Below are 23982 nucleotides of genomic sequence, written 5' to 3' on the forward strand. Positions count from 1 at the left end.
GCCAGGCTACCGGCGGCGCCGGCGCGGCGGGCGGGCCCGTCGGTTGGACATGATCTGCTCGAAAACAGTGCGATTATAGTCGTCCACCGCGCGCACCAGGCGCGGATTGATTGGGTCGGCCGGGGCGCTCATTCGGGGCTTCTCGGGTCGAACTTGAAGCGCGCGTCCTTGCCGCGGGCGCGGCCGGCCAAGTCGACGGGGCGGCCGTCGACGGTGACGCCCAAGGCCGCGGCGTTACCGATGACAACGGCATAGGGCGGGCTGCCGGCCAGCACCCGGGTGTCACCCTTGCGCATCTGCCCTTTGAGGATCAGCGCGCCGGTGGCGTCACGGACGTTGATCCAGGTGGCAGCGGAGAAGCTCATGGCGACCTCGCCCGGGGGTCCGTTCGGCGTACCTGCCGCAGGCTCGGCCGTGGCGCCGGTCCTGGTCGCATCGGGGGGCGCGTCGGGGGTCGCGACCGCCGGGCCTTGGGCCTGGGTGGCGGGTGGCGCGGGGGGCAGGGCCAGGGCCGCCGACCGCTCGGGTTCCGGGCCGGCACCGGTAGCCGCCGGCAGCGGCAGCGCCGGGCCCGCGGCGGCGGCGCCTTGGGTGGCCGGCGCGCTCGTCTGGTCCAGCGGCGGGGGGGTGTTGGCCGGTGTCGTCAGGGCGAGGCCGGAGGCGTCCCCGGGAGTCAACGACGACAGTAATTCGGCCCGGTTCTGCCACCAGAGTGCGAGCATGGTGACTACCGCGGCCAGCAAGGCGAGGCTGATCAGTCGTACCAGGATGTGACTGCTGCCGATCTCCTGCCGGGGCAGGGGACTGACCCGCAAGCCGACCGGCTCCGGGTCGGGATGGGCCGTGCGAAAGGCGGCAATCAGCGGCTCCGCGTCCAGGCCCAGCAGGCGTGCGTAGTTACGCAGGTAGCCGGTGACGAACACCGGCCCCGGTAGGTCCTGATAGCGGTCCTGTTCCAAGGCCTCGACCGTTGCGACCCGTAGATGGAGTTGGGCGGCGATGCGTTCGATCTCGATCCCGCGGGACTGGCGCTGCACGCGCAGGCGGCGCCCGGGGTTTTCGGAAAACTCGACGACATTTTGATCGTCCGAACTGACGGCTTGAATTGGATTCATCGCGAAGGGCTCATTGGAGGTCCCGAAGATGGGGCGCTAGCGGCTGCGCTCTCGGACGGAAACTGGTCGCGCAAGACCTGTTCGTAGGTCTCGGCGCCTTTGACATTGCCCAGCTTGCGCTCGGTCTTGATCGCCAACTGCAAGGCCTGGTAGGTGTCGGCGTTGGCGGTGAACACGCCCCTGAGGTAGTCGTCCAGGTAACGACGCAGGTAGGCCCTGGCCGCCTTGGCATCGTTGCGGTTCAACTCGATGGCGGCCAGCATGTACAAGGCCGGGCCGTACCTGGGGTTGGCGGTCAGGGCGCGCTGGTAGAAGGTCTCGGCCGCCGCGGCGTCACCGGCACTCATGGCGCAATTGCCGGCGTTGGTCAGCGAAAACCAGGGCGTCTTGTAAAGCGGGTTGGCGAGCGCCTTTGCGTACTGGGCCTGCGCCTCGGGATAGCGCCGCAGGGTGCAGAAAAAGCTGCCATAGGCGTCCAGCAATTCGGGGCTGCGGGGGGTGAGTTCCAGGGCGCGCTTGAAGTTTTCTTCGGCGAGCGGGGTTTCACCGATCTTCTGATAGATCAGTGCCAGCATGTAATAGCCGCCGGAGTTGCGCTGGTCCGCGGCGATCGCCTTTTCCGCGTTTTTCAGCGCCGCTTCCGTCTGCCCCAGGCGGGAGTACTCCGCGGCGATCGCGATATAGAGGTCCGCCGGGCTGTTCTCGGTCGCGTTGGGTACGTCGATCGAGCTTGGCGTACCGCGGGCCTGGTGCCGGCTGCAGGACGCACTCGCCAGGCACAGGGCACAGAGGGCGAGGACCCGCACCAGGGCGGTCACCGGTATGGCCGTGTGGTTCATCGGGCGTGGCACCGCGGCGGTTCGCCGCCGGGGGGCGGGAGGGTGGGCAGACCGACCGTAACCGGGCGTTCGCCGCGGCGGGTGCGATCCTCCACCCGGCCGACCAGTTGCCCGCAGGCGGCGGCGATCTCGTCACCGCGCGTCTTGCGGGTGAAAACCAGCAGGCCGGAGCCCATCAGGCGTTGGCGAAAGGCCTCCAACTGCGCCGGGGGGGTGGTCTTGAAGCCGCTGTCGGGAAACGGGTTGAAGGGAATCAGGTTGAGCTTGGACGGGGTGCCCTCCAATAGTCGGATCAGCTGTTTGGCGTGCTGGAGACTGTCGTTGATGCCGTCGAGCATCACATATTCCCAGGTGATCTTGCGCCGTTGATCCCCGGCGAGATAGGCGCGGCAGGCCGGCAGCAGTTCCTCCAGCGGGTACTTGCGATTGATCGGCACCAATTGGTCGCGCAGGGCGTTGTTGGGCGCATGCAGCGATACGGCCAGGGCGACGTCGCTGACCTCCCGCAACCGATAGATATTGGGCACGATGCCGGAGGTGCTCAGGGTGACCCGGAACTTGGAGAGATTGTAGGCCAGGTCGTCCTGCATGACCGCCATGGCCTTGACCACCGCCTCGAAGTTCGCGAGCGGCTCGCCCATGCCCATCATCACCACGTTCGATGGCGCCACACCCAGTTGTCGTGTCGCATGCCAGACTTGGCCGACGATCTCGCCCACCCGCAGGTTGCGATTGAATCCCTGGCGGGCCGTGGCGCAGAAGGCGCAGTCCAGCGCGCACCCGACCTGGGAGGAGACGCAGAGGGTACTGCGCCCCTCCTCGGGGATGTACACCGTCTCGATGCGCTGCCCGTCATCCAGCTCCATCACCCACTTCAGGGTGCCGTCCGCGGACGGCCGGGAGTGGATGATGCGGGGCAGGCGCAGCAGCGCGTGGTCCGCCAGTGCGGCGCGCAGGCGTTTGGGCACGTCGGTCATCGCGTCATAGTCGATGACCCCATGCTTGTGGATCCACTTGAACAGATTACGCCCGTGGAAGGTCTTGAAGCCAAGCGCGGCCACCAGGGCCTCACAATCGGTGAGGTCCAGGTCCAGCAGGTTCGGCCCCGGGGCCTGGGCTTCTTGCGGATTATCCATCGCGGGTGCGCGGTCCGGTCCGGGTCGGGGTCAGCGGGTGCGCGGGCAGAGGCCTTCCGGGAAAAAGAATGCAATTTCCACCGCCGCCGTGTCCGGGGCGTCGGAGCCGTGCACTGCGTTCTCGGTAAAGGAGTCGGCGAAGTCCGCCCGGATGGTGCCCGGGGCGGCGTTGGCCGGGTTGGTGGCGCCCATGATGTCGCGGTTCTTCGCGACCGCGTCCTCACCCTCCAGGGCCTGGACCATGACCGGCCCGGAGGTCATGAAGTCCACCAGTTCCGCGAAGAACGGCCGGCCCTGATGCACGGCATAGAAGGCCGCGGCCTGCTCCTTGCTCAGGTGCACCATGCGCGCCGCGACGATGCGCAGTCCGGCCGCCTCGAAACGGCTCAGGATGGCGCCGATGGCGTCTTTGGCGACGGCGTTGGGCTTAATGATAGAGAGGGTGCGTTCGACTGGCATGGGGGCTCCGGATCAGGTGTTTGAGGGCGCGCCCGCGGCGATAATGGGGCAAGGTCCCGGGGTCGTCCCCGGCGCGGCGCAGTGGCCGCCGCCGGTGCGGGCCGGCGCAAAGCAAGTCGCGCAGTCTACCGGCAAGGGGGATGACCGGCAATGCCGGGTGTCTGCCGACGCGCCCGCGCCGGGCGTCCCGGGCGCGCGGCAGTGCCCGGCCGCGCGCCCGGTCGGGGGGCGCAAGTCCATCCGGCCCACGAGAAATTTAACCCGCAGTAGAGGTGAGTCATGGCCTATTTCGACGTCTTCAACGGGGACGCGGACGGTATCTGTGCGTTGCGGCAACTGCGGCTCGCGCACCCGCGCGAGGCCACCCTGGTAACCGGGGTCAAGCGCGACATTGCCCTTTTGGAGCGGGTCGAGGCCGGCCCCGGGGACCGGGTCACGGTGCTCGACATCGCGCTGGACAGCAACCGTGCGGCACTGACCCGGATATTGGCCGGGGGCGCCCGGGTGCGCTACTTCGACCACCATTTCCCCGGTGAGATCCCCACCCACCCCGGGCTTGATTGTCACATCGAAACCAGTCCGGACAAGGGTACGAGCCTGTTGGTCGATGAATTCGTCGGCGGGCGTTTTCGCGCCTGGGCGGTGGTGGGCACCTACGGCGACAATTTCGATGCCGCGGCGCACCGTGCGGCGGCCCCGCTCGGGCTTGCCGCGGCCGAGCTTGCGCTCCTGCGGGAACTGGGCATCTGCATCAATTACAATGGGTACGGCGCCGCCGTGGCCGATCTGCATTGCGCCCCGGATGAGCTGTATCGCCGCCTGTGTCGCTACGCGGACCCGTTGGCGTTCATCCGCGAGGACCCGACCTTCCAGCGCTTGAGCAGCGGCTACGCGGATGATCTGGCCCGCGCGCGGGGCACCGCGCCGACACTCATGCAGGCGCGCTACCGGCTGCACATCCTACCCGACGAACCCTGGGCGCGGCGCGTCAGCGGGGTCTTCGCCAACGCGCTTGCACAGGCCGCGCCGGAGTGTGCTCATGCCCTGCTGACGCGGCTGCCGCACGGCGGCTTCCTGGTGAGCGTGCGCGCCCCGCTGACCCGCCCCGCGGGTGCCGACCAACTATGCCGCCAATTCGCGACCGGGGGCGGACGCAAGGCGGCGGCCGGCATCAATCACCTGCCCGAAGCGGACTACGACCGCTTCGCAGCGGCCTTCGCGGCCGCCTTCTAGCCGCATCCCGAACCCGGCGCGGGCCTTGCGCACGATTCCGCTCGACCCTTGCGGGGCGGGGTCGCGACCGCGCCGGTGCGCGTGTGGCGAGCGCGCATTCATTTGGTCGTTGGTCAGGGTGGACGGCTTTACTGGTGACAAGCGCGCGCGTCCCCACTATACTGCCGGGCTTGGGCTGAGTGGCAGAGTGGTCATGCAGCGGCCTGCAAAGCCGCCCACCCCGGTTCGATTCCGGGCTCAGCCTCCACTCACGACTGCTCCGCTCGCTTGCGGCGGCGGCTGGCCGGCGCTATCGGCAACTCCCCCGCAGCCCTGGCGAGCAACCGTCCGCATCGCAACCGGCAGACTCCCGGCGGGCAGCGAGCCCCGGGAGGCGGCGCGGACCGGGGCTTCCAAGACCGCGCCCGGGTGGCGAAATCGGTAGACGCAAGGGACTTAAAATCCCTCGCCGAGAGGCGTGCGGGTTCGAGTCCCGCCCCGGGCACCAATTCGTTGGCCGCGTCTGCAGTTTTGGCCTGGTCGGCACGATCACGAGCGGGCGCCGCGCCGTCCGATCGCTACCCAACCCCGCCCGGCGGGTGCCGCCAATAGCGCTCGCGCGAGTGTCCCGGCGCCCCTGGTCCAGGTCCCGCTGTCGGCGGCGTCCCGCTCCCCACTGACTGCTTCCCGCCAGCGCAACGTCTTGACTGACCGCTGCCAACACCATTGTTGAAGTCGCCAAAGGAGATGACGGCGCGGCGTGCCGCGCTGCCTTGCCCCTCCCTATGATCCCACCCGCGCTTCCCCGGGCGCCCCCGCGAGCACCGGGTCCGTTGGGTCATTCGCCCGCCTGCTCCAGCAGTTACGTGTCATTGCATTGCGGCTGGGTCCGTATTCGCGGCGACCTCTTCGGCGGCCGGACGGCGCGCCGGCGCAATCCGGGTGCAGCCGCGCAGACACGACAATCATCAGTCGTTCGTACCGGCGGCGGGGATTGCGTTGCGCGGCATCCCGGCGGCGGACTTGATCATCGTTGCGGCCGCGCCGGGCCGGAGTCCAGGGCTTCAGCCTTGGACTCCGGAAGGTGGCCGCTGGCCGGAACGATGATCAAGGCCCCGGCGGCGACGAGCGGCGCGGCGCAATACTTGCCCACCGAATGCCTGACCGGCGCCTCATCCCCGCCACGAGCCAACGCAGGAATGCCCGCCGGCAGTTGTCCGCGATTGAATCGCCCGGATGGTCGAGTCCCCGGCGGCGCCTGTGCCGGGGCGCGTCGTCGGCCGCGGTGCGGCGGCCCGGCGTCCGGTATTTTTTATCTTCCTCACTTGACTTTCATTGCGAAACGAATACATTAGTAAGGGCGCGCTCGTGACAGCTATGCGCGGCGATACGCAGACCAACTCAGTCCATCCATTTTCAGATCGGAGGTACCCACCGTGGAGTACGCAAACCTTAACGTTGATGAGATCCGGCAGCGGCTCGAGGAAATCGAGCAGAGCAAGTCGGAATTGCAGCGGGCATTGACCACCCGGCGGCAAGAGGCGAAGCAGGGCGTGGTGCAGCAGATCAGGGACCTGATCAGCCAAAACGGGTATGAGGTCGACGAGATCGTCCCCTTGATCATGCCCCGGCGTCGTCGTGGGGCCGCGGCTGCGCCCCGTGCGACCCCCTCCGGACGCGACTACACCCGTTATGTCGATCCGGAGAACTCGGAGAATGTCTATGTCCGTGGCGTGCTGCCTGGGTGGATGAAGCAGAAGATGCAGGAGCAGGGCTACGATGCGTCCGTCAAGGCGGATCGTGAGTCGTTCAAGGCCAATTACCTCCAGGTGCTCGAGGCCTGATACCCCGCGCCCTGAGCCCCGCGCCGGATTTCCGAGTCGAAACCGGCGCGACGCCTGGCTGATGAGGCGAGCAAATCCCCGTCAGGTGTGCGTCAAGGCGTGCCCCCGGCGGGTGTGCTTCGAGCGGGTCACGATGGGCCATCGCGCGGCGCCCAGCGTGGCGTCGCAGCGTTCCGCAGGGTCGGCGCTGCGTGGGTGCGGCATCCGCCTCGGTGATGTTAAGTCAATGAAAATATTGGCTTTAATGAGTCCGGTAAAAGGGGCGTCAGCGGGCTTCGGTCGCGGGATAGATCAAGTCCAACAAATCCGCTGGCTTTTCGCTTCGCATGTGTCTAGACTCCAAAATCTGCGCGATCCGGCGCCAAGCGGTCGTTACACCCCGTCTCGCGGTTGATTGCTTTTTCGACGCTCAGGCGTCTCCGTCGAGCGTACATTTTCTTTCACTTTGCCTGGATCGGTCCCGACAACGCCGGGTAAGCCGCCTGGGCAAACAGGCTCGGAGCCTCCATGTCTTTCGATTCGCTCGGCCTCAGGGCCGACTTGCTGCGCGCCGTCGCGACGCAGCGCTACGGTCGGCCGACGCCGATCCAGGCGCAAGCCATCCCAGAGATACTTGCCGGTCATGATCTATTGGCCGGCGCCCAAACCGGGACCGGTAAGACCGCCGCCTTTGTACTGCCCGTCTTACATCGGTTAGCCGAACAGGGCCATCCCCAACGCCATCCCCGCGCGCTGATCCTGACGCCGACGCGCGAACTCGCGGCCCAGGTCGGGGAGCGGGTCGCGGCCTACGGCATTCACCTGCCGCTGCGTTCCGCGATCGTCTTCGGCGGCGTTGGTATGCAGCCCCAAGTCGACAAACTCCAGCGCGGCGTCGATGTCCTGATCGCGACTCCCGGGCGCCTGCTCGATCATGCGACCCGCCGCACGGTGGATCTGTCCCGGGTTGAAATCCTGGTGCTGGATGAGGCCGATCGGATGCTCGATATGGGCTTCATCCACGACATCAAACGGATCTTGCGCCTGGTTCCGGAGCGGCGGCAAAACCTCCTGTTCTCCGCGACCTACTCAGATGAGATCCGCCGCCTTGCCGATGGCCTGCTCAAGCACCCCAAGACCGTCGAGGTGGCGGCCCGGCGCAATATGCCGATCGAGGCGGTCGCCCAGTCCGCGCACCCGGTTGACCGGCAGCGTAAGCCCGATTTGTTGGCCCACCTGATCCATCGCGAGGGTTGGGAGCAGGTACTGGTCTTCACCCGCACCAAGCATGGGGCGAATAAACTCGCCGAGAAGCTCACGCGTGACGGGATCACCGCCGCGGCGATCCACGGCAACAAGAGCCAATCGGCGCGCACCCGGGCCCTGGACGAGTTCAAGCGCGGGTTGGTACGGGCCCTGGTGGCGACCGATATCGCCGCGCGCGGCCTGGATATCGCCAATCTGCCCCAAGTAGTCAATTTCGAATTGCCGAACGTGGCCGAGGACTATGTCCACCGTATCGGCCGCACCGGCCGCGCGGGTGCCGTCGGCGCCGCCCTGTCGCTGGTCAGCCATGACGAGAAGGGATTACTCAAGGGGATCGAGCGCCTGTTGCGCCGGGAAATCCCCATGACCCCCGTCGTCGGGTTCGAGCCGTCCGCGAATCCGCCGGCCGAGCGCGATGAGGATGACGAGCGCGTGCGCGGGCGCACCGATTTCGCCCCGCGCCCGCGCAGTGGGCCTCGCGGCGACCGCATGGGCGGGGCGCCGGCCGCGCGGCCGGGTGGCCGGCGTGCCATGCCGGCCCGCGGCCGCTAGCCGTCGGTATCGCGTTGCCGGCTGCCCACGCGGCCTGGCCGCGCCACGATTTCGCCCCAACGGTTGGGGACAAAGACTGTCGAATCAGTTGTGCATTGATCATTCGACCGTTCTCACTCTCTCTTCAATGCACTTTGACGGAACACTTGAACGATGAATATCTACGTTGGCAACCTGGCCTACTCCGTGACCCAAGACGATCTGCGCGACGCCTTCGCCGCCTATGGCGAGATCTCCAGCGTCAACCTGATCACCGACAAATTCACGGGCGACTCCAAGGGTTTCGGCTTCGTCGAGATGCCGAACAACTCGGAGGCCGATGCGGCCATCAAGGCCCTGAACGAGACCCCCCTGAAGGGTCGCAACCTGAAGGTCAACCAGGCCAAGCCGCGCGGTGAGCGTCCCTCCCGCGGTCCGCGCTGGTAAGCAACGCGTAAGGCCGGGGCGCTCGTCCCGGCCTTCTTGCGCGGTGACGCGCGCGCACTGGTGGCCGTCGGAGCGGTTTGAATGCCGCACCGACGTCGCGTTTGACGTCGGCCGTGTAACGTTGTCCGCAAATGATCCCCGATCCTGATTCCAACGGCAGTTCGTCGGGGATCCCCGCGTGCTGACTTACCGGGTGCGTCCGCAGAACCCGCAGGCCCATCTGTTCACTGTTGAGTTGGTGATCCGGGGCCCGGTGACGACTGCGCTGCAACTCACCATGCCGGCCTGGTGTCCCGGCAGCTATATGATCCGGGACTTTGCGCGCAACGTCGTATGCTTTGCCGCGCAAGCTGCCGACGGCCGTGCCCTCACCCTGACGAAACTGGACAAACAGACCTGGGAACTGGTCCCCGGCCAGGGTTGTATCGCGCCCCTGATCGTTCGCTACCAGGTCTACGCCTGGGAGTTCACGGTGCGCTCGGCCCACCTCGACTGCACCCACGCCTATTTCAACGGTCCCAGTCTGCTGCTGCAGGTCAGCGGTCACGCCGACCGGCCCTGTCGTATCGAGCTGTTGCCGCCGCCGGGGGAGCGGTATCGGGACTGGCGGGTGGCCACCAGTCTGCGCGCCCTGGACGCCGCGCCCTGGGGGTTCGGCGCCTATCAGGCAGACGACTATGCCGACCTGATCGACCATCCGGTGGAGATGGGGACCTTCGAGTTGATCAGCTTTGCGGTCCGCTCGGTCCCGCACGCGATGGCCATCAGCGGTCGGCAGCGGTGCGACCTGGAGCGCCTGGGGCAGGACCTGGGGCGGGTCTGTGAGCAGCACGCCGCGCTCTTCGGTGAATTGCCGATCGATCGCTATCTCTTTCTGACCGCCGCGGTCGGTGACGGCTATGGCGGTCTGGAGCATCGCTTCTCGTCCAGTCTGCTGTGCACCCGGGATGACCTCCCGCAGCCGGCCGGAGAGGGGGCCGACGCGGCGCCCACGGAAGGCTATCGGCGCTTCCTCGCTCTGTGCAGCCACGAGTATTTCCACCTGTGGCACGTCACGCGCATTCGGCCCGCGGCCCTGATGACGGGCACCTTGAGCGCCGAGGTCCATACCCGCACCCTCTGGGCCTTCGAGGGCATCACGTCCTACTACGACACCTTGGCCTTGGTGCGCAGCGGTTGTATCGACACCGATGCCTATCTGCAACTCCTGGCCGAGACCATCACCCGGGTCATGCGCACCCCCGGCCGGCTGGTCCAGTCGCTGGCGCAGTCCAGCTTCGATGCCTGGACCAAGTTCTACCGGCAGGACGACAACGCCCCCAACGCCATCGTCAGCTATTACGCCAAGGGGGCTCTGACGGCGCTCGCCCTGGACCTGACCATCCGGCGCGACACCCAGGGCCGGGTCTGCCTGGACGACGTGATGCGCGCCCTCTGGGAGCGCTATGGCCGGACCGGGGTCGGGGTCCCGGAGCGCGGCGTGGAGGCCATGGCCGCGCAGGTCTCCGGTCTCGCCCTGGACGGCTTTTTCGCCCAGGCACTGGACGGCACGACGGACCTGGACCTGGCGCCCCTGCTCGCCCAGGTGGGGATAGCGTTGCGTCTGCGGCCGGCGACCGGCCCCAAGGACCTGGGTGGGGTCGTCGCGCGGTTCGCGCCGGGCGTGGCCAAACCCAGCCTGGCGATCCGGCTGAGCGCCGGGTGCGCGGACGCGGTGATCCAAAACGTCCTGTCCGGCGGGGCCGGGGAGCGCGCCGGGCTGGCGCCCGGGGACTTGGTCGTGGCCGTGGACGGACTGCGCGTCACGGCGGAGAACCTGGAGCGGCGGGTCGCCGCGGCCGGGGCCGACACCGCGATCCGTCTGCACCTGTTTCGCCGCGACGAACTGATGGAACTTACCGCCAGCCCGGCGCCGGCCGCCGCGGATACCTGCGAACTGATGCGCCTGGACCCGGTGCCCGCGGGGGCCGCCCCGGCGCAGGCCGCCTGGCTCGCCTGTCTGGCCTGAGCCGGTCATGCCACGGGGCCTCGACCTGATCCGCCTGCTCGCCGACGGGGACTATCACTCCGGCGCGGCGATTGCCCAGCGCCTGGGTCTGAGCCGCACGGCCGTCTGGAAGGCGCTGCGCAAGGCCACCGACCACTATGGTCTCGCCCTCGAGAGTGCCCCCGGCCGCGGCTACCGCCTCCCAACCCCGCTGGAACTCTTGGACCCGGCACTGATCCTCGGCGCCCTCTCCATCGCCGGCGGGGAGCGGCTCGCCCGGCTTGAGATCCACGACCAACTCGCCTCCACCAACGACCGACTCATGGCAGACGCAGCGCTGTCGGCCCCCGCGGGTACCGTCTGTCTCGCCGAGCGCCAGACGGCCGGGCGGGGGCGGCGCGGCCGGACCTGGGTGTCGCCCTTCGGCACCAATCTCTATCTCTCGCTCCTGTGGCGCTACCCCTTCGGACCCGCCGCCGTGGGTGGAGTCAGTCTGGCGGCGGGGGCGGCCGTCGCCGGGGTCTTGGCTCGCCTGGGGGTTGCGGACCTGGGGCTCAAGTGGCCCAATGACCTGCTGTGGCGGCACCGCAAACTCGGTGGTCTGCTGCTGGAGGTGGCGGGCGAGGCCCAGGGGCCGAGCCACCTGGTGGTGGGCCTGGGCCTCAACCTGCGCCTGGATGCCGACCAGGGGCGGGCCATCGACCAGCCCTGGGCCGACCTGCGCGAGGCCCTGGGCGACGCGGCGCCAGGGCGCAATCGCCTGGCCGCCGCGCTTATCGAGGGCCTGCTGGAGATGCTGGAGCGCTACGGCGACCTCGGGCTCAAGCCCTTCCTGGACGAGTGGGCCGGGTTCGACCTCCTGCGCGGGCAGCGGGTCCGGCTGCAACAGGGCGAGCGCCTGATCGCGGGCGACTATGCCGGGATCGACCCCGACGGAGCCCTGCGGCTGCACACCGCCGAGGGCCTCCAGCGCTTCCACTCGGGGGAGGTCAGCGTGCGTCTTGGTGACTGAGCCGCCGCGCCTGGAGAGTGCTTCTAGCGTCGTTGTCGTTGTCGTTGTCGTAATCGTTATCGTAGTGCCTCGGATTCTCTCGCACCCCGAATTGCATCGCTTCTCCGATTGCGACAACGACAACGACAACGACAACGACAACGATTGTGTTTAACTTGTTCCTGACTCGTTACTTTGCACCAGGACGCCCATGAACCTGTTGATCGACATCGGCAACACCAACCTGCATTGGGCCCGGCAGGACGCCGCGGGTCTCGGTCCGATGACCGGGGTCCGCCACGGCGGGGGCCTGCCGCTCGATCTGCTTGCCGCCTGGGAGGCGCTGGACCCGCCGCGGCGGGTGCTGGTCGGCAACGTCGGCGGGGCGGACCTGGGTGAGACCGTCGCCCGGGTGGTGCGCGCCTATTGGGGGCTGGAGGCGCAGTTCGCCGTGACTCGCCGTGACTGCCTGGGGCTGCGGGTCGCCTATGCGCAGCCGACCCGCCTGGGAGTCGACCGCTGGCTGGCCCTGCTCGGCGCACTGGGGCGCGGTGCGGCGGCGGCGCTCGTCGTGGATGTCGGCACCGCGGCCACCTTCGATGTCCTGGCCTCGGCCGGCCAGCACCTGGGCGGCCTGATTCTGCCCGGCCTGACCATGATGCGCGACAGCCTGTTCGCCGGCACTCGGATCCCCCCGGGCGAGCCGGAGCCCACCGACGAGCCCTGGGCCGCGGACACCGGCGCGGCCGTCGCCACCGGCAGCCTGCACGCCCTGGCGGCCCTGGCCGAACGCCTGCACCAACGGCTCTGGGACCGGCTGTCGGAGAGCGCCGGGGCGGGATCGGCGCCCCCCCCGGCCTTGCTGATCACCGGGGGCGATGGGCCCCGCATCGCTCCCCTGATCGCCCGGCCCCTGGAACTGGTCCCGGAGCTTGTCCTGTGCGGACTGGCCCGCCTGGCCTCGACCCAGTGGCGACCTGAAAACTGATCGCTGACTGCGCCTCGCGGCACCAGGATCAGGCGTCGGCGTCGCGCGCACGGCAGGCGCAGACACGGTTGCGGCCCTGGTGCTTGGCGGCGTACATGGCCGCATCGACCGCGCCGAGCAGATCCTGCGCGTTCTGCGTGAGGTCGTCGGCACAGCTCACGCCGAAGGAGCAGGTGATCCGCAGCGGCGGGACGGGTCGGAACAGGGCGGGGCTCGCCTCCAGGCCGGTGCGCATCCGTTCCGCGACCCGGGTCGCCGCGGCGAGCGGCGTCTCGGGCAGCAGGACCATGAACTCCTCCCCGCCGAAACGCGCGAGCAGGTCCTGGCCGCGCAGGCGCTGGTGGGTGGTCGCGACCACATGCTGGAGCACCTGATCGCCGACCCCGTGGCCATGGGTGTCGTTCACCTGTTTGAAGTGATCGATGTCGAAGAGGATGAGCGACAGCGGGATCGCCGACTGGCGATGCCGCAGCAGTTCTGCGTCCAGCCGGGCGAGAAAGACCCGGCGGTTGTAGAGGCCGGTCAGGGGGTCGCGCTCCGAGAGATGCGTCAGGATGGTGTTGGCCGCGTGCAGATTGGTCTCCGCGCGCAGAAAATCGAACAGCGGGAAGCACAGCGCGAGCATGAAGATCCCCATCAGGTCGATCAGCAGCATGGTGTAGAGGACCTGTTTGCGCACCTCCGGGCCCAGGGTATCGGTGAACACGAACCCGTACATCAGGAACACGGTTCGCAGGATGAAGGCGGTACCGATGATGACGATGGCGCCGATGATGGTTCCCCCGATCAGGTTGTTCGGGTAGGCATGGGCATAAAAGAGCCGGGCGACCGCAAGGTAAAGCGCACCGTTGAGGCTTGAGGTCATGGCGCCCGGCACCGTTTCACTGTCGACGAACACCACCAGAACCCAGAACACCAAGGCCAAGGACAGGGCCGCGGCGCCGAGTGTCTGCGCAATCCCCGGCCGGCGCAGGAAGTCGAGCGTCGCGCACAGCAGGAAGATGGGAAAGACGAGCAGCAGGATCTCCGCCGCCGGGATGGTCAGCAGCGTGAGACCGTAGACCCATTGCGACAGGTTGAGCGCCCAGCCGGCGGCAAAGGCCAGGGCGCCCAAGGCCAGCCAGGTGTAGGCCCGCTCCTGGCGAATGTGTGCCGCGATGGCCATGAAGACCCCGGTGAGGGTGAAGACCATGATGGAGACCAGGAGCAGGGTCGGCGGATCGATCAAGGAGAAGGGGTACATGACGCCTCAGTTAGGCCCTGAGGGTGGGCCCGGTCGATTCGTAGCGGTCGGGGTCGGCCATGGCATGGTCGCCCCGCCGGCCTCCAGTCGACACTTTACCGCCGATCGTCGCCTGAGACACCCGGTGAAAGTCGCGCAGCAACCCTGTGGGAGCGGCTTGCGCGAGACGGGGCCCGGCAAGCTGCCGCAGCGTTACAGGTTACCGCGGCGTCGCATCGCGGCTGCAAGCCGCTCCCACGGCCTGGTCCCCGAACTGGCCGGCGAGGCCGCTCAGCGTCATATTCTCCGCGATGGCGTCGTGGGGAATCAGCAGATACCGCCAGGGCTTGCCCCCGTGGGCGAGTGCGTGGACGGTGGCGTTGGCGCACCAATTGACGGCGACCTCTTTCTTGGCCAGCACCACCGGGTCCTCCAGTTCCTTGCGCATCTTCGGTTCGAGCATGTAGATGGTCGCGTCCGTCTCGGCCACGAAGTCCGGCTGGTACTCCCGATGATTGGCACCATCACGGTAGTAAATCTGGAACTGCCCTTTGGCAGGGCGAAACCACTTCTGGGCCTCTCGCTCCAGGATCACCGCGAGCTTACGCTCCGCGTCGGACTCGAATTTCTGTACCGGGTACAGGCAGCGCGCAAAGCCGCCGAACAGGTATCGGCCCATGTTGCTCTTGTCCCGCGGGGCTATCCGGTAGTCCGCGGGCGGCTCCGCTACCGCGTAGCTGTAGGCGCTGGGTTTGAGTTCCGTGAAGCCCTTGCTGATCTTCACCTCGTAACCCGCGGCCTCCTCGAACCAGTGCTCCTGCATCTGGGCATGTATGAAGGCGGCGATGGGCTGCTGATAACAGCGCAGGACCCGGCAAGCGTCGTCCTCCGACAGATAGCCCAGGAAGTGCCGGACCGTCTGCCCGGCCAGGTCATAGAGCAGGTCCGCATGGCGTACTGTAGCGTCGTTAGATCCAGCGTGAAGGGGTTGAAGCCGGAGCGCACCTCACCCTTGGGGACCACCAGGATACGCGGCATAGCGATCGTCTGACGGGCGACCAGGTCGACGGTCTTGGCGACCACGGCGGCAATGTCCGGCTCCTCGGCCAGCCCCTTCAACTCCAACTGCGCCGGGGTACGGCTCTCCTCTACTGCCAGGACGATGGCCGCCTGAACCTCAGGCTTCCTCAGGTGCTCGACCGTCGGCACCCTCCGGGGATCGCCGCTCAGCTTCTGGATCGCCGCATAGGCCAGTTGCGCCAAGGCTTGCTCCTGCGGCTTCTCGAAGGCGGCGCGTTGGTCCTGGCCAGCCACTCGGGTGCTGCCGGTCGGTGTCGCGGGTTTGAATCCCAGCCGGCTCGCCAACTGGGACTGGGAAACCATCGTGGCCGTCTTCGTCCCCACCTGATCCATGTCCAGCACCAAGGTCTGGAGTTGAATCGGCGATCCCGGCCGCTTGGCCTCGTCCACGATCTCCTGAAACCGGTCGTGGGCCACGATGTTCAGCCGGTCCACCGTGGTCACACCGGTACGCACACCATAGGGCAGGCGCAGCCCGCGGCCGATAGACTGTTCGATCAGCACGCGGGCGTTGGCCGCGCGCAGCGGCACGATGGTGTAGAGGTTGGTGACGTCCCAGCCCTCCTTGAGCATATTGACGTGGATGACGATCTCGGTGGGTTCCTCCGTGTGCTCGACCTTGAGCAGGCGTGCGATCATGGCCTCCTCCTCGGCGCCGGTCTTGCTCGAATCCACCTGGATCACCTTGTCCTGGTAGCGCCCCTCGAAAAAGGCCGCGGACTGGATCAGGGCCAACAACTGGCCCGCGTGCGTCGTGTCCCGGGCGATGACCAGCACGAAGGGCTTGACGATGGGCTTGTCGAACTGCCGGGCGTAGGTCTCCAACTCCACCTTGACACCCTCGTGCAGGCGCACCCCATCCTCCAGCTTGAGGCGCTCGATCTCCTCCGTCGACATACCGCTGGGGTCGAAGTCCTTGCGCGTCACCACCGCGGGCTCCTTGACGAAGCCGTCGGCCATCGCCCGGCCCAGCGGGTAGTCGACGATCACGTTCTTGAAGGGCAGGGTGCCCTTGCTGGTCTCGACGAACGGCGTCGCCGTCAACTCCAGCCCCAGGATGGGCTTGAGTTCATTGATCGCCCGGATCCCCGCGCCCGCCCGGTAACGGTGCGACTCGTCCATCAGAAGCACCAAGTCCGGCAGCCCGGCCAGGTAGTCGAAATAGCTCGCGCCGATGTATTCGGACAACCGCTTGATGCGCGGGGCCTTGCCGCCGCGCACCTCGGAGTTGATCTTGGAAATGTTGAAGATGTTGATCCGCACGGAACCGAACAGCCGCCCGCCGGTGACGTTCTGCTGCTCGTAGTTGTCGCCGGTGATGACCATCGGCGCTTCGGTCGCAAACTCCGCAATGCCGCGGAAGACATACTTGGGCGTGTTCGGTGTAAAGTCGACGATCAGCTTGTTGTAAATGGTCAGATTGGGCGCCAGCACGAAGAAATTGTCGATGCCGTGGGCCAGGTGCAGATAGCTGATGAAGGCGCCCATGAGCCGGGTCTTGCCTACGCCGGTGGCGAGCGCGAAGCACAGGGACGGGAAGTCCCGCTCGAAGTCCGTGACCGATGGAAACTCACTGCGGATTGTTTCCAGCACCGCAGCGACGTCGGCGCCCTTGCCGGGCGGCGTTATCTCCATGATCCGGTTCAGGACCTCCAGCGACCGGCGCTGAGGTGGGCGCAGACTCAGACGGCCGGCGATGGCGTTCACATGCGTCATGGTAGTTCCTCCGGGCCGAACAGGTCCATCTGCCCCGGCGTCGGCGGCGCACTCGGCAGGTTCTCCACCCGTAGCGAGTAGTCATCATGGCCCCACTCGCAGCGAGAGAGGACCTGCCGGGGGATCTTTTTCACAGTGAGATTGGAGTACAGGTCCGCACGGGCGCGGAACGAGGTGCAGAGCACCAGGAGGCTGCGCTCCGGCCCCACCTCGTCGCTCAATTGCGCAAGCTGTTCGTGGGTCAGACTGGCGGTGGTCACATAGACAAAGTCGCGTTCGGTGGAGTGGCCGTGCTGCCAGTAGACTGAATCGGATGGGGCATAGCTGAAGCCCTCCAGCTTGCACAGGGCCTCGGTGAGCATGGCGGCGTTGTAGTCGTGGTTGATGACCCAGTTGCCCCAGGTGTCCTTCTCCAGCAGCGAGGGGGCCAGCCGGTAATAGCGAAAGCCCCCGCCGCCCTTCCAGCCCACGGCCTTGGTGATGCCGCCGGGGTCATCATTGTCGATGACCTTTTTGAGCCGCGGGATGATGTGGGTATGGCAGTGCTCGCCCAGTTCCACCATGATCCAGCGGCGGCCCATCTTGTGGGCCACGGCGCCGGTGGTGCCGGAACCAGCGAAGGAGTCGAGCACGAGGTCGCCTGGGTTGGTGGCGATATGTAATACCCGCTGCATCAGCCGCTCAGGTTTTGGGGTGAGGAACGGGTCCGCCTTACCGAACAAGCCATGCATCTCCTTTTTTGCTTCATCGGTATGCCCTACTTCTTCATGAGGCCACCAGGTCCATGGCACGAAACCTTCCACTTCGTCAAGAAACCGAACAATATTCAGATAATGACACTCGTTGTCATCGATGGTAATCCACAAAGACCCATCCTCCGACAACAACCGCCGGATGATCTCCAGCCGGTCGCGCATCAGCGACAGCCAGATGGAATGCTCCACCCCGTCGTCATAGTGCGTAAAGGCGCTCCCGGTGTTGTACGGCGGATCGATGAAGACGCACTTCACCTTGCCCGTGAACTCCGCCTCCAGCGCCTTGAGCGCCAGCAGGTTGTCCCCGAAGATCAGCCGATTGTCGAAGCAGTCACGCTCCGCCACCCGATGGGCGGCGTGATAAGACCGCGCCGGGTCCTCCAGCAGGATGCGCGGTTCCAGCCGCGGCCGGTTTTCCTTGCCGATCCAGGTCAGTTCCAGTTTTTGCTTCGTCGCCATGATCAGAAAGTCCAGCCTTGCTGCGCCATGAAGGCTTCCAAGTTAAGACACGGCACACCGAAGTGTTGGCAGACATTCGGCACGATGAAGGCGCCGGTATCGAATACGTAGATCATGCCGGCACCGCGTTACGGAACAGTGCCTCCTCAAGACCCGCGACGCTCTTGGTCCGGACGCCGAGATAGTCCGCAGTCTGTTCGAGGGTCAATCGCCCTTGATAATGCTTGGCGAAAACGAGCCGCATGTAACCTTCACCGAGGTAGGTCGTCTGGGTCGCATAGTAGTCGCCGCCGGACCCGCCATTCTCGGTTTCGGCGGCCCACTGCTTGACCTTGGCCTCGTACTTACTTTGGTCGATCAGGCCGCGATCGAGTAATCGGCGCAGGATTGACTCCCGGCTCACATGATAGCGTCGCGCCAGTGGTACCGCCGCATCGTCGTATGGTGCAGAAATCCCGGTCAATTGGCTTTCAAAGTCCGCGGAAGGAACCAGAATCTCGGCCGCAAGCGCGTTGCAGAATCGTTCGATGCCTCGCTCTCTCTGTGGCAATCCTTGAAGATGGGCGTCATCCACGGTCGAGATCGCGTTGACCTTCAGCAGCAAATGCGCCAGCTCATGGAAGAGGCTGAAGATCTGGCGGGTCTTGGCGGTACTGTTGTTCAAATAGATGAGCGGGAATTCATCGTCCGCCAGGCAGAAGCCAGAAATGGTCTTCTGCTTGAAGGAGTGCTTGAAGACAAATACGCCACTGGCTTCTACTGCGCTCCGCCACGCCTTGAGCGCCGCCTCCGCGCTCTTCCAGCCAATTTGTGCATCCAACGCGATACCGAGGTACGCGCGAACCCTGTCTCCCGCTTGCCGTACGTCGCTTTGCGTGGTCAGCGGCAGGTCCCGGAAGATCTTGCGCGGCGATGAGTTCACGCCATCGTTCAGCTCGTGCAAGGAAATCTGGTAGGCGTGGGCAAGGCGAAGCTGATAGCGGGTATCCGCGGCCAGGCGATCAAGCTCGCTGTCGGGCAGGGTGCGAAACTGCTGCTTGACTTTGCGCTCCGCCGGGGGGGCGGGCAGAAAGAAGACTGCGAGCGGCCTCTTGTACAATCCGTAAACGAGGTTTTCCAGCTGGGCATAGGTCGGACTGGCTGCGCCGGTCTCCCAGGCAACGATCTCGCCGATATCACGCTTGAGGTGAATGGCGACATCATCAAGCGAATAGCCCTGAGACTCCCGCGCCCAGCGCAGAACCGCCGGCTGGACACCGAGGGTATGGAATCCAGGCTTCTTGGTCACTCATTGCCTCCGTAATGTTCTTGGTTTGCGATATGGCGTCTTTTCATCCGGCTCACTGGATCGACCAGCGAATCGAAAATATCGGTTGGAGCGACAGCGTCTGCGCCAGTTTCGCTTCGGTCTCTGCGATCAGTCGTTCCCGTTGGCGGTCCACCTCGTCCTGCGCATCGAAAAGCGACCGCCGTTTCCGGCTGCGCTCGGCCTCCAGGGCCTTGACCTGCCGCTGGCCCACGAGCTTCTCCTCAAGCGTGACGCCAGCGGTGGCCGCGCGGCGTGCCTCCCGAATCTGGCGATCCATTTCCTTGATTTCTCGTTCCAGTCCGACCTTGAGATCATCGGCCCAGCCGTCGAGCTTTTGCGCCTCGGCATCGAAGAAGCGGGCGTTGCGCTCGGACACCTGGCGTTCGATGAGGACTCGTTGCCGGGTTGTCTGGGCACCCAGCGCTTCCTCCCTCGGCCGCAGCCCCTCTCCCCCTGGTAGTGGGGAGGAAGAGCCGGGCAGCGTCATTAGGCGTGCGGCGGCTTCCGGGTCGAGGGACTCACCGTCGTCCGGCACGGCGGCGAAGATCAGATGATCCTCCCCTTGGTCCAGGGATTCTACACGGAACAGCGACAGCGATAGCCAGCCGGAGCGACCGATCAGGGGCTCGATGAGGCTGATCTTGCCTGGGTGCCGACCGTAGTCGAATCGAATCTCGGCGGGCGGCAGATCGCGGCCCTTCGCCTTGGCGAGCAGGGCCTCGGCCAGGGGGTGGTTGAGACGGTAGAGGTGCGCCTCGCCGGAGCGGCGCGGCAGCTCATAGAGCCCGAGCGGGATCGCGGCATCCGCATCCGGCGGCGCCCGGCGGAGACGGAAGGTAGCATCGCCCAGAAACTCGGCAGCGTCGGTCAGTTCGTGGCGGGTGAGTTGCATGAGCAGGTGCTCGTAGCGGGTCAGGCTCGCCTTGGCGGTTTCCTCGCGGACCCGCAGCTTCTCGCGCACCTCGTCGTCGAAGTTCTCCAGGAGTTGGGCGCGGGTACGGGCCATGGAGGTGTCGATCTCGAAGCTCAGCTCCAGTTGGAGTTGGTCGAAGGCGTTCTGGATCTCCTCGGGCCTGCGGCAGCGCTGATAGATGGCGGCAATACGCTTCTCGAAATCCACCCCGGACTCGATGGCTCCAAGCACCTCGTCGCTAGCGCCGAAGACGCCCTCAAAGAGTTGGAACTTCTCGGCGAGCAGTTCATAGACGCGCTGGTCGGCGGCATTCTTGCGGTTGAGGAAGTTGACCACTACCACATCGTGTCGCTGCCCGTAGCGGTGACAGCGGCCGATGCGCTGCTCGATGCGCTGGGGATTCCAGGGAAGGTCGTAGTTCACCACCAGGGAACAGAATTGGAGGTTGATCCCCTCGGCGCCGGCCTCGGTGGCGATCATGATGCGGCCCTGGTCGCGGAAGTAGTCCACCAGGGCGGAACGCATGTCAGCGGTCCGCGAGCCGGTGACCCGGTCGGTGCCCTGGTGGCGCTCGGACCATTGTGTGTAGATGTGGCGGGAACGCTCGTCGGTGTTGGAGCCGTTGAAGAGGACGATCCCCTCTGGGTGGGGACTGTCCGCCAACAGGCGCAGCAGATAGCTTTGGGTGCGGCGGGACTCGGTGAAGATGATGGCCTTCTCCGGCGCACCCAGCGTCTTGGCCTTGGCGAAGGCGACACCGAGCGCCTTGAGCAGGGCACGGCCTTTGGCGTTGTGGTCGAAGGAGGCGGCGAGTCGGGCGAAGGCGTCCAGGTCGGCGATCTCACGCTCCAGGGCGGCACGGTCGGTCTCGCTCAGCGGCTCGGGCGGGGTGTCGTCGGTCCACTCCTCGGCGGTCTCGTCCAGTGCCTCGTAATCCTGGTCCAGGGCCTCTTCCAGCGGCTCGCGGGGTTCCTTTATCCCCAGCTTGGCCCTGAGCCGGTTGGCAATGGTCGTCAAGGCCCCGGCAATAGCGAAGGTGGACGAGGCCAGGAGCTTGCGCAGGACCAGCGTCATCAGGGAGCGCTGGCTGGCGGGCAGGGCCTGGAGGTTGTCCCGCTGCAGGTAGTCCGACACCAGGTGGTAAAGCCGGTCCTCGCCCTCTTCGGGGGTGAATTCCTCCACCAGCGGCAGGCGCTTGGTGAAGGGGACATAGGCGGTGACCTGACGCCGCAGGGTGCGATGGCAAATGGGCTTGAGCCTGGCCTTGAGGGTGGCGAAGACCTGCGCTTGGGTCAGGTTGGCGAATTGCTCCCGGAAACTTTTTAGATCCCCAAAGCTCGACTTTGGCCATTTTAGGCGCATCCGCTCATCGTGCCAGCCGCGACCGGCAATCGCGGGGCCAGGGTCCGCACGGCGGACCCTGGGGGACCACGGAGCCAACCCGTCAGGCCCGCTCCGCGGCCCCGGCGCGGCGGCGCGGCACGCCGCGCGACGCGGCTCAGGCGGTCGCGGCCAGTTGCGCGAGCACGCGCTCCCAGGCGGGGCGGGAAATTACCACCTGATCCTGATCCGCAAGCGAGTTGACGTAATTCCCCTCGGCCCAGATGGTGCGGCGCACCAGCGCCAGGCAATCGGAAAAGGTGGCCTGCGGCTTGAAGTACCAAGCGGTCGAGCGCGGCAAGGACGCCCAGTGCTCACGCAGCCGATGCACCATCAAGCAGACGATGGAAAACAGCGCCAGCAATGCCGGCGTGGTGCGGGCGATGGCCTTGGCGGCCCATTGGCGCTGGGTCTCGACGCCCAGGTGGCGACGGACCTCGGCGAAGGTGACTTCGATCGACCAGCGCAAGACGAACCATTCGATGACGCGTACCGACGGCACGGTCAGGTCAGTGGTGAAGAACGCCTCGGCGGCCAGCGGGTCGGCCGGATCGACGACCAATACCCAGCGGATCGGCAGGGGCGGCCACCCCGGGGTATGCCAGAGACAGACCCCGCTGAGCAGACGCAGCGTCTTGGTCTCGCCGCGATACCACTGAACCGTGGTCTCGGTGCCGTGCGTACGCGCCTCCTCCAGGCGTGTGGCCAACTTGGCCAGGGGTGGGCCTTTCTTCGGCTTGGGGCCACGCCGTCCCGGCGGCACCGGTGCGGGCGGCCCGAACAAGCGTGCATCCAGGCGCAGGCGCGAAATCAGGGCCGCCTGCGCGCTGAGGCACTCCCAGCCCAGGCGCACACAGGAGTAGCTGCCGTCCCCAACGAGGACCCAGCGGCGGCGCGTGAGCCCGCGCGCCACCAGCCGGACCATGACGAGGGTCCAGTCGATCACGGTCCGATGGGCCTTGCCAGCCGCGACGTTGGCCCGTTGCGAGGGCGCCAGCAACGTCAGGAACGGCAATGCCCAGGGCCGCCGACTCCACGGCAAGGGGACGATCAACGCCATGCAGATCCATTGCAGGCCCAGACAGGTCACCACGCGACTTTTGCTCGAGCGCACGGCATCGCGGTACATCCCCTTGGCAGCAATGCGCGCGCCCTTGCGCCGCTCCAGGGTCTCGTCCACGACGATCAGCAACGGCCAGCCGGGCGGCAGCAGCGCGATCAGCAGCCCCAGCAGGATCTGCGACCCCTGCACCCCCGACCAGCGCCCGCGACTCAGCACCCGGTGGTAACGCTCGAACCGGGGCGCGTGCCCCAGCCCCATGACCCGCAGGGCCGCGGCCACCGTGCGCGGGCCTTGGGCCAGCAACGTGCCGGTCAACAAGACCTGCACATGGCGCCAGGTCGGCGCGGTGAACAGCGGCGCAAAGGGCAGCAAAGTCGGTACAATCGAGGCGGGCAGGTGGGGCATCAGGAGGTACGTCCGGTGTCTTGGTCGACCTCGGAACATACACTGTTGGTGCCCCGCCTGCCTTCCCCCTGCGTGTCCCCGCGTGCCACGGCCACGGGCGGATGCTGGCTGGCCGCGACGATCGGCCGCCGCAGCCCCCGCTCAGCACACGCTTCGCCACCACCGCGGCGTCACGCGCGGGGCCGTCGCCCAACTGCAAAAATGGCCAAAGTCGAGCAAAGCTGTGCTCGTCGATGAAGCTGACCAGGCCGAACAGTTCCAGGAGTGAGTTCTGTAAGGGCGTTGCGGTGAGCAACAGCTTGTGCCTGCCGGCCAGGGCCAGTTTCAGGGTATTGGCGATGACGTTGGACGGTTTGTAGACGTTGCGCAGGCGGTGTGCCTCGTCGATGACCACCAAGTCCCAGGCGGTGGCCTGGACATCGGCCGCCCGGCTCTTGGCGAACTGGTAGGAGCAGATGACGACCTCGGGCACCTCGAAGGGGCGGAACTGGCCCTGGCGGATCGCGGCGTTGTAAGACTTGGCCTCAAGGAGTCGGCAGGGCAGGAAGAATTTCTCGGTCAACTCCTGAAACCATTGCTTGCGCAGGTTCGACGGGGTGATGACGAGGATGCGGCGGCGGCGCTCCGCCCAGCGCTGGGACAGGACCAGACCGGCCTCGATGGTCTTGCCGAGGCCCACTTCATCCGCCAGCAGGGCACCCTTGGACAGGGGGGAGGCGAAGGCAAACAAGGCCGCATCGACCTGATGGGGGTTGAGGTCGACCTGGGCGCTGGCAACGGCACCAGCGAGCCGCTCGGGACTGTCCGGCGGGAAGCGGCGCGTCAGTTCAAAGGCGATGTACTTGGTGTGGTAGTCCGTGAGGCTCATGGGTCAACCAGGGCATTG

20 protein-coding genes, 2 tRNA genes and 1 pseudogene are annotated in these 23982 nt (G+C 66.6%); 9 read left to right on the forward strand and 14 right to left on the reverse strand.

The genetic code is table 11. From position 1 onward, the window contains the following. Positions 1 to 6: 6 nt before the first annotated feature. Genes THSYN_RS36630 through ndk form a run of 5 tightly spaced genes read right to left on the reverse strand, consistent with a single transcriptional unit; the run spans position 7 to position 3549 of the window. The gene (locus THSYN_RS36630) at positions 7 to 132 is read right to left on the reverse strand and encodes a hypothetical protein (protein WP_257791235.1); all 126 of its coding nucleotides are present in this window, start codon (positions 130 to 132) and stop codon (positions 7 to 9) included. Further along, positions 129 to 1115, reverse strand: a complete 987-nt coding sequence (locus THSYN_RS07630; protein WP_100918609.1) for a RodZ domain-containing protein — start codon at positions 1113 to 1115, stop codon at positions 129 to 131. Before THSYN_RS07630 ends, THSYN_RS36630 begins: the two co-directional genes overlap by 4 nt. After that, positions 1112 to 1954, reverse strand: a complete 843-nt coding sequence (gene pilW / locus THSYN_RS07635) for a type IV pilus biogenesis/stability protein PilW (protein WP_100918610.1) — start codon at positions 1952 to 1954, stop codon at positions 1112 to 1114. Before pilW ends, THSYN_RS07630 begins: the two co-directional genes overlap by 4 nt. Further along, positions 1951 to 3090 carry a dual-specificity RNA methyltransferase RlmN gene (rlmN, locus tag THSYN_RS07640; RefSeq protein ID WP_100918611.1) on the reverse strand — a complete coding sequence of 380 codons (1140 nt, stop codon included), beginning with the start codon at positions 3088 to 3090 and terminating at the stop codon, positions 1951 to 1953. Before rlmN ends, pilW begins: the two co-directional genes overlap by 4 nt. A gap of 30 nt (positions 3091 to 3120) precedes the next feature. Next, a complete protein-coding gene (gene ndk / locus THSYN_RS07645; protein WP_100918612.1) occupies positions 3121 to 3549 on the reverse strand; it encodes a nucleoside-diphosphate kinase in 429 nt (142 codons plus the stop codon). Between the two features lie 279 nt (positions 3550 to 3828). On the opposite strand from ndk, the gene THSYN_RS07650 reads away from it, so the two are divergent. The 9 genes from THSYN_RS07650 (at position 3829) to THSYN_RS07690 (ending at position 12794) form a co-directional block, all read left to right on the forward strand. Next, entirely contained in the window at positions 3829 to 4782 is a 954-nt protein-coding gene (locus tag THSYN_RS07650; protein ID WP_100918613.1) for an acetyltransferase, read from the forward strand. Positions 4783 to 4955: 173 nt separating this feature from the next. Further along, positions 4956 to 5029: transfer RNA gene (locus THSYN_RS07655), tRNA-Cys, on the forward strand. A 155-nt stretch (positions 5030 to 5184) separates the two neighbouring features. Continuing rightward, positions 5185 to 5269: transfer RNA gene (locus tag THSYN_RS07660), tRNA-Leu, on the forward strand. Between the two features lie 928 nt (positions 5270 to 6197). Next, positions 6198 to 6605 (forward strand): H-NS histone family protein, encoded by a 408-nt coding sequence (locus THSYN_RS07665; protein ID WP_100918614.1) that lies wholly within the window; start codon positions 6198 to 6200, stop codon positions 6603 to 6605. A 507-nt stretch (positions 6606 to 7112) separates the two neighbouring features. Continuing rightward, entirely contained in the window at positions 7113 to 8402 is a 1290-nt protein-coding gene (locus THSYN_RS07670) for a DEAD/DEAH box helicase (protein ID WP_236848816.1), read from the forward strand. Between the two features lie 153 nt (positions 8403 to 8555). After that, positions 8556 to 8828 carry an RNA recognition motif domain-containing protein gene (locus tag THSYN_RS07675; protein ID WP_100918615.1) on the forward strand — a complete coding sequence of 91 codons (273 nt, stop codon included), beginning with the start codon at positions 8556 to 8558 and terminating at the stop codon, positions 8826 to 8828. 178 nt (positions 8829 to 9006) lie between these two features. Continuing rightward, positions 9007 to 10836, forward strand: coding sequence for a M61 family metallopeptidase (locus tag THSYN_RS07680; protein ID WP_100918616.1), 1830 nt, complete (start codon positions 9007 to 9009; stop codon positions 10834 to 10836). 7 nt (positions 10837 to 10843) lie between these two features. After that, on the forward strand, positions 10844 to 11827 hold the full coding sequence (gene birA, locus THSYN_RS07685; RefSeq protein ID WP_100918617.1) for a bifunctional biotin--[acetyl-CoA-carboxylase] ligase/biotin operon repressor BirA: 984 nt from the start codon (positions 10844 to 10846) through the stop codon (positions 11825 to 11827). 190 nt (positions 11828 to 12017) lie between these two features. Beyond that, positions 12018 to 12794: a type III pantothenate kinase gene (locus tag THSYN_RS07690; RefSeq protein WP_100918618.1), complete on the forward strand. Its 777-nt coding sequence runs from the start codon at positions 12018 to 12020 to the stop codon at positions 12792 to 12794. 28 nt (positions 12795 to 12822) lie between these two features. Here THSYN_RS07690 and THSYN_RS07695 read toward each other — a convergent pair whose 3' ends face one another. The 9 genes and pseudogenes from THSYN_RS07695 to THSYN_RS07730 all read right to left on the reverse strand — a co-directional run. Then, the gene (locus tag THSYN_RS07695; protein ID WP_100918619.1) at positions 12823 to 14037 is read right to left on the reverse strand and encodes a GGDEF domain-containing protein; all 1215 of its coding nucleotides are present in this window, start codon (positions 14035 to 14037) and stop codon (positions 12823 to 12825) included. Positions 14038 to 14236: 199 nt separating this feature from the next. Further along, complete coding sequence (locus tag THSYN_RS35735) at positions 14237 to 14839, reverse strand: hypothetical protein (protein WP_236848817.1); 603 nt, start codon at positions 14837 to 14839, stop codon at positions 14237 to 14239. Beyond that, the gene (locus THSYN_RS07700) at positions 14797 to 16812 is read right to left on the reverse strand and encodes a DEAD/DEAH box helicase (protein ID WP_236848818.1); all 2016 of its coding nucleotides are present in this window, start codon (positions 16810 to 16812) and stop codon (positions 14797 to 14799) included. Before THSYN_RS07700 ends, THSYN_RS35735 begins: the two co-directional genes overlap by 43 nt. After that, positions 16809 to 18026: a site-specific DNA-methyltransferase gene (locus THSYN_RS07705; protein WP_100918620.1), complete on the reverse strand. Its 1218-nt coding sequence runs from the start codon at positions 18024 to 18026 to the stop codon at positions 16809 to 16811. The genes THSYN_RS07700 and THSYN_RS07705 overlap by 4 nt, the downstream gene beginning before the upstream one ends. 2 nt (positions 18027 to 18028) lie before the next feature. Continuing rightward, complete coding sequence (locus THSYN_RS07710) at positions 18029 to 18142, reverse strand: DUF4411 family protein (RefSeq protein WP_100918621.1); 114 nt, start codon at positions 18140 to 18142, stop codon at positions 18029 to 18031. After that, entirely contained in the window at positions 18139 to 19314 is a 1176-nt protein-coding gene (locus tag THSYN_RS07715; RefSeq protein ID WP_100918622.1) for an ImmA/IrrE family metallo-endopeptidase, read from the reverse strand. Before THSYN_RS07715 ends, THSYN_RS07710 begins: the two co-directional genes overlap by 4 nt. Before the next feature lie 52 nt (positions 19315 to 19366). Then, complete coding sequence (locus tag THSYN_RS07720; protein WP_100918623.1) at positions 19367 to 21610, reverse strand: helicase-related protein; 2244 nt, start codon at positions 21608 to 21610, stop codon at positions 19367 to 19369. Positions 21611 to 21746: 136 nt separating this feature from the next. Continuing rightward, complete coding sequence (locus THSYN_RS07725; RefSeq protein ID WP_157817463.1) at positions 21747 to 23096, reverse strand: IS701 family transposase; 1350 nt, start codon at positions 23094 to 23096, stop codon at positions 21747 to 21749. A gap of 238 nt (positions 23097 to 23334) precedes the next feature. Further along, positions 23335 to 23964, reverse strand: a pseudogene (locus tag THSYN_RS07730) (DEAD/DEAH box helicase); the annotation flags it as partial. Positions 23965 to 23982: the final 18 nt, after the last annotated feature.

The sequence above is a fragment of the Candidatus Thiodictyon syntrophicum genome (genome assembly GCF_002813775.1).
In the GTDB taxonomy this organism is placed as follows: domain Bacteria; phylum Pseudomonadota; class Gammaproteobacteria; order Chromatiales; family Chromatiaceae; genus Thiodictyon; species Thiodictyon syntrophicum.

Excerpts from the sequence above, each read along its gene's own strand:
- THSYN_RS36630 (WP_257791235.1), bottom strand. The coding sequence starts at position 132 with ATGAGCGCCCCGGCCGACCCAATCAATCCGCGCCTGGTGCGCGCGGTG.
- THSYN_RS07630 (WP_100918609.1), bottom strand. The coding sequence starts at position 1,115 with ATGAATCCAATTCAAGCCGTCAGTTCGGACGATCAAAATGTCGTCGAG.
- pilW (WP_100918610.1), bottom strand. The coding sequence starts at position 1,954 with ATGAACCACACGGCCATACCGGTGACCGCCCTGGTGCGGGTCCTCGCC.
- rlmN (WP_100918611.1), bottom strand. The coding sequence starts at position 3,090 with ATGGATAATCCGCAAGAAGCCCAGGCCCCGGGGCCGAACCTGCTGGAC.
- ndk (WP_100918612.1), bottom strand. The coding sequence starts at position 3,549 with ATGCCAGTCGAACGCACCCTCTCTATCATTAAGCCCAACGCCGTCGCC.
- THSYN_RS07650 (WP_100918613.1), top strand. The coding sequence starts at position 3,829 with ATGGCCTATTTCGACGTCTTCAACGGGGACGCGGACGGTATCTGTGCG.
- THSYN_RS07670 (WP_236848816.1), top strand. The coding sequence starts at position 7,113 with ATGTCTTTCGATTCGCTCGGCCTCAGGGCCGACTTGCTGCGCGCCGTC.
- THSYN_RS07675 (WP_100918615.1), top strand. The coding sequence starts at position 8,556 with ATGAATATCTACGTTGGCAACCTGGCCTACTCCGTGACCCAAGACGAT.
- birA (WP_100918617.1), top strand. The coding sequence starts at position 10,844 with ATGCCACGGGGCCTCGACCTGATCCGCCTGCTCGCCGACGGGGACTAT.
- THSYN_RS07690 (WP_100918618.1), top strand. The coding sequence starts at position 12,018 with ATGAACCTGTTGATCGACATCGGCAACACCAACCTGCATTGGGCCCGG.
- THSYN_RS07695 (WP_100918619.1), bottom strand. The coding sequence starts at position 14,037 with ATGTACCCCTTCTCCTTGATCGATCCGCCGACCCTGCTCCTGGTCTCC.
- THSYN_RS35735 (WP_236848817.1), bottom strand. The coding sequence starts at position 14,839 with ATGCAGGAGCACTGGTTCGAGGAGGCCGCGGGTTACGAGGTGAAGATC.
- THSYN_RS07700 (WP_236848818.1), bottom strand. The coding sequence starts at position 16,812 with ATGACGCATGTGAACGCCATCGCCGGCCGTCTGAGTCTGCGCCCACCT.
- THSYN_RS07705 (WP_100918620.1), bottom strand. The coding sequence starts at position 18,026 with ATGGCGACGAAGCAAAAACTGGAACTGACCTGGATCGGCAAGGAAAAC.
- THSYN_RS07710 (WP_100918621.1), bottom strand. The coding sequence starts at position 18,142 with ATGATCTACGTATTCGATACCGGCGCCTTCATCGTGCCGAATGTCTGC.
- THSYN_RS07720 (WP_100918623.1), bottom strand. The coding sequence starts at position 21,610 with ATGCGCCTAAAATGGCCAAAGTCGAGCTTTGGGGATCTAAAAAGTTTC.
- THSYN_RS07725 (WP_157817463.1), bottom strand. The coding sequence starts at position 23,096 with ATGCCCCACCTGCCCGCCTCGATTGTACCGACTTTGCTGCCCTTTGCG.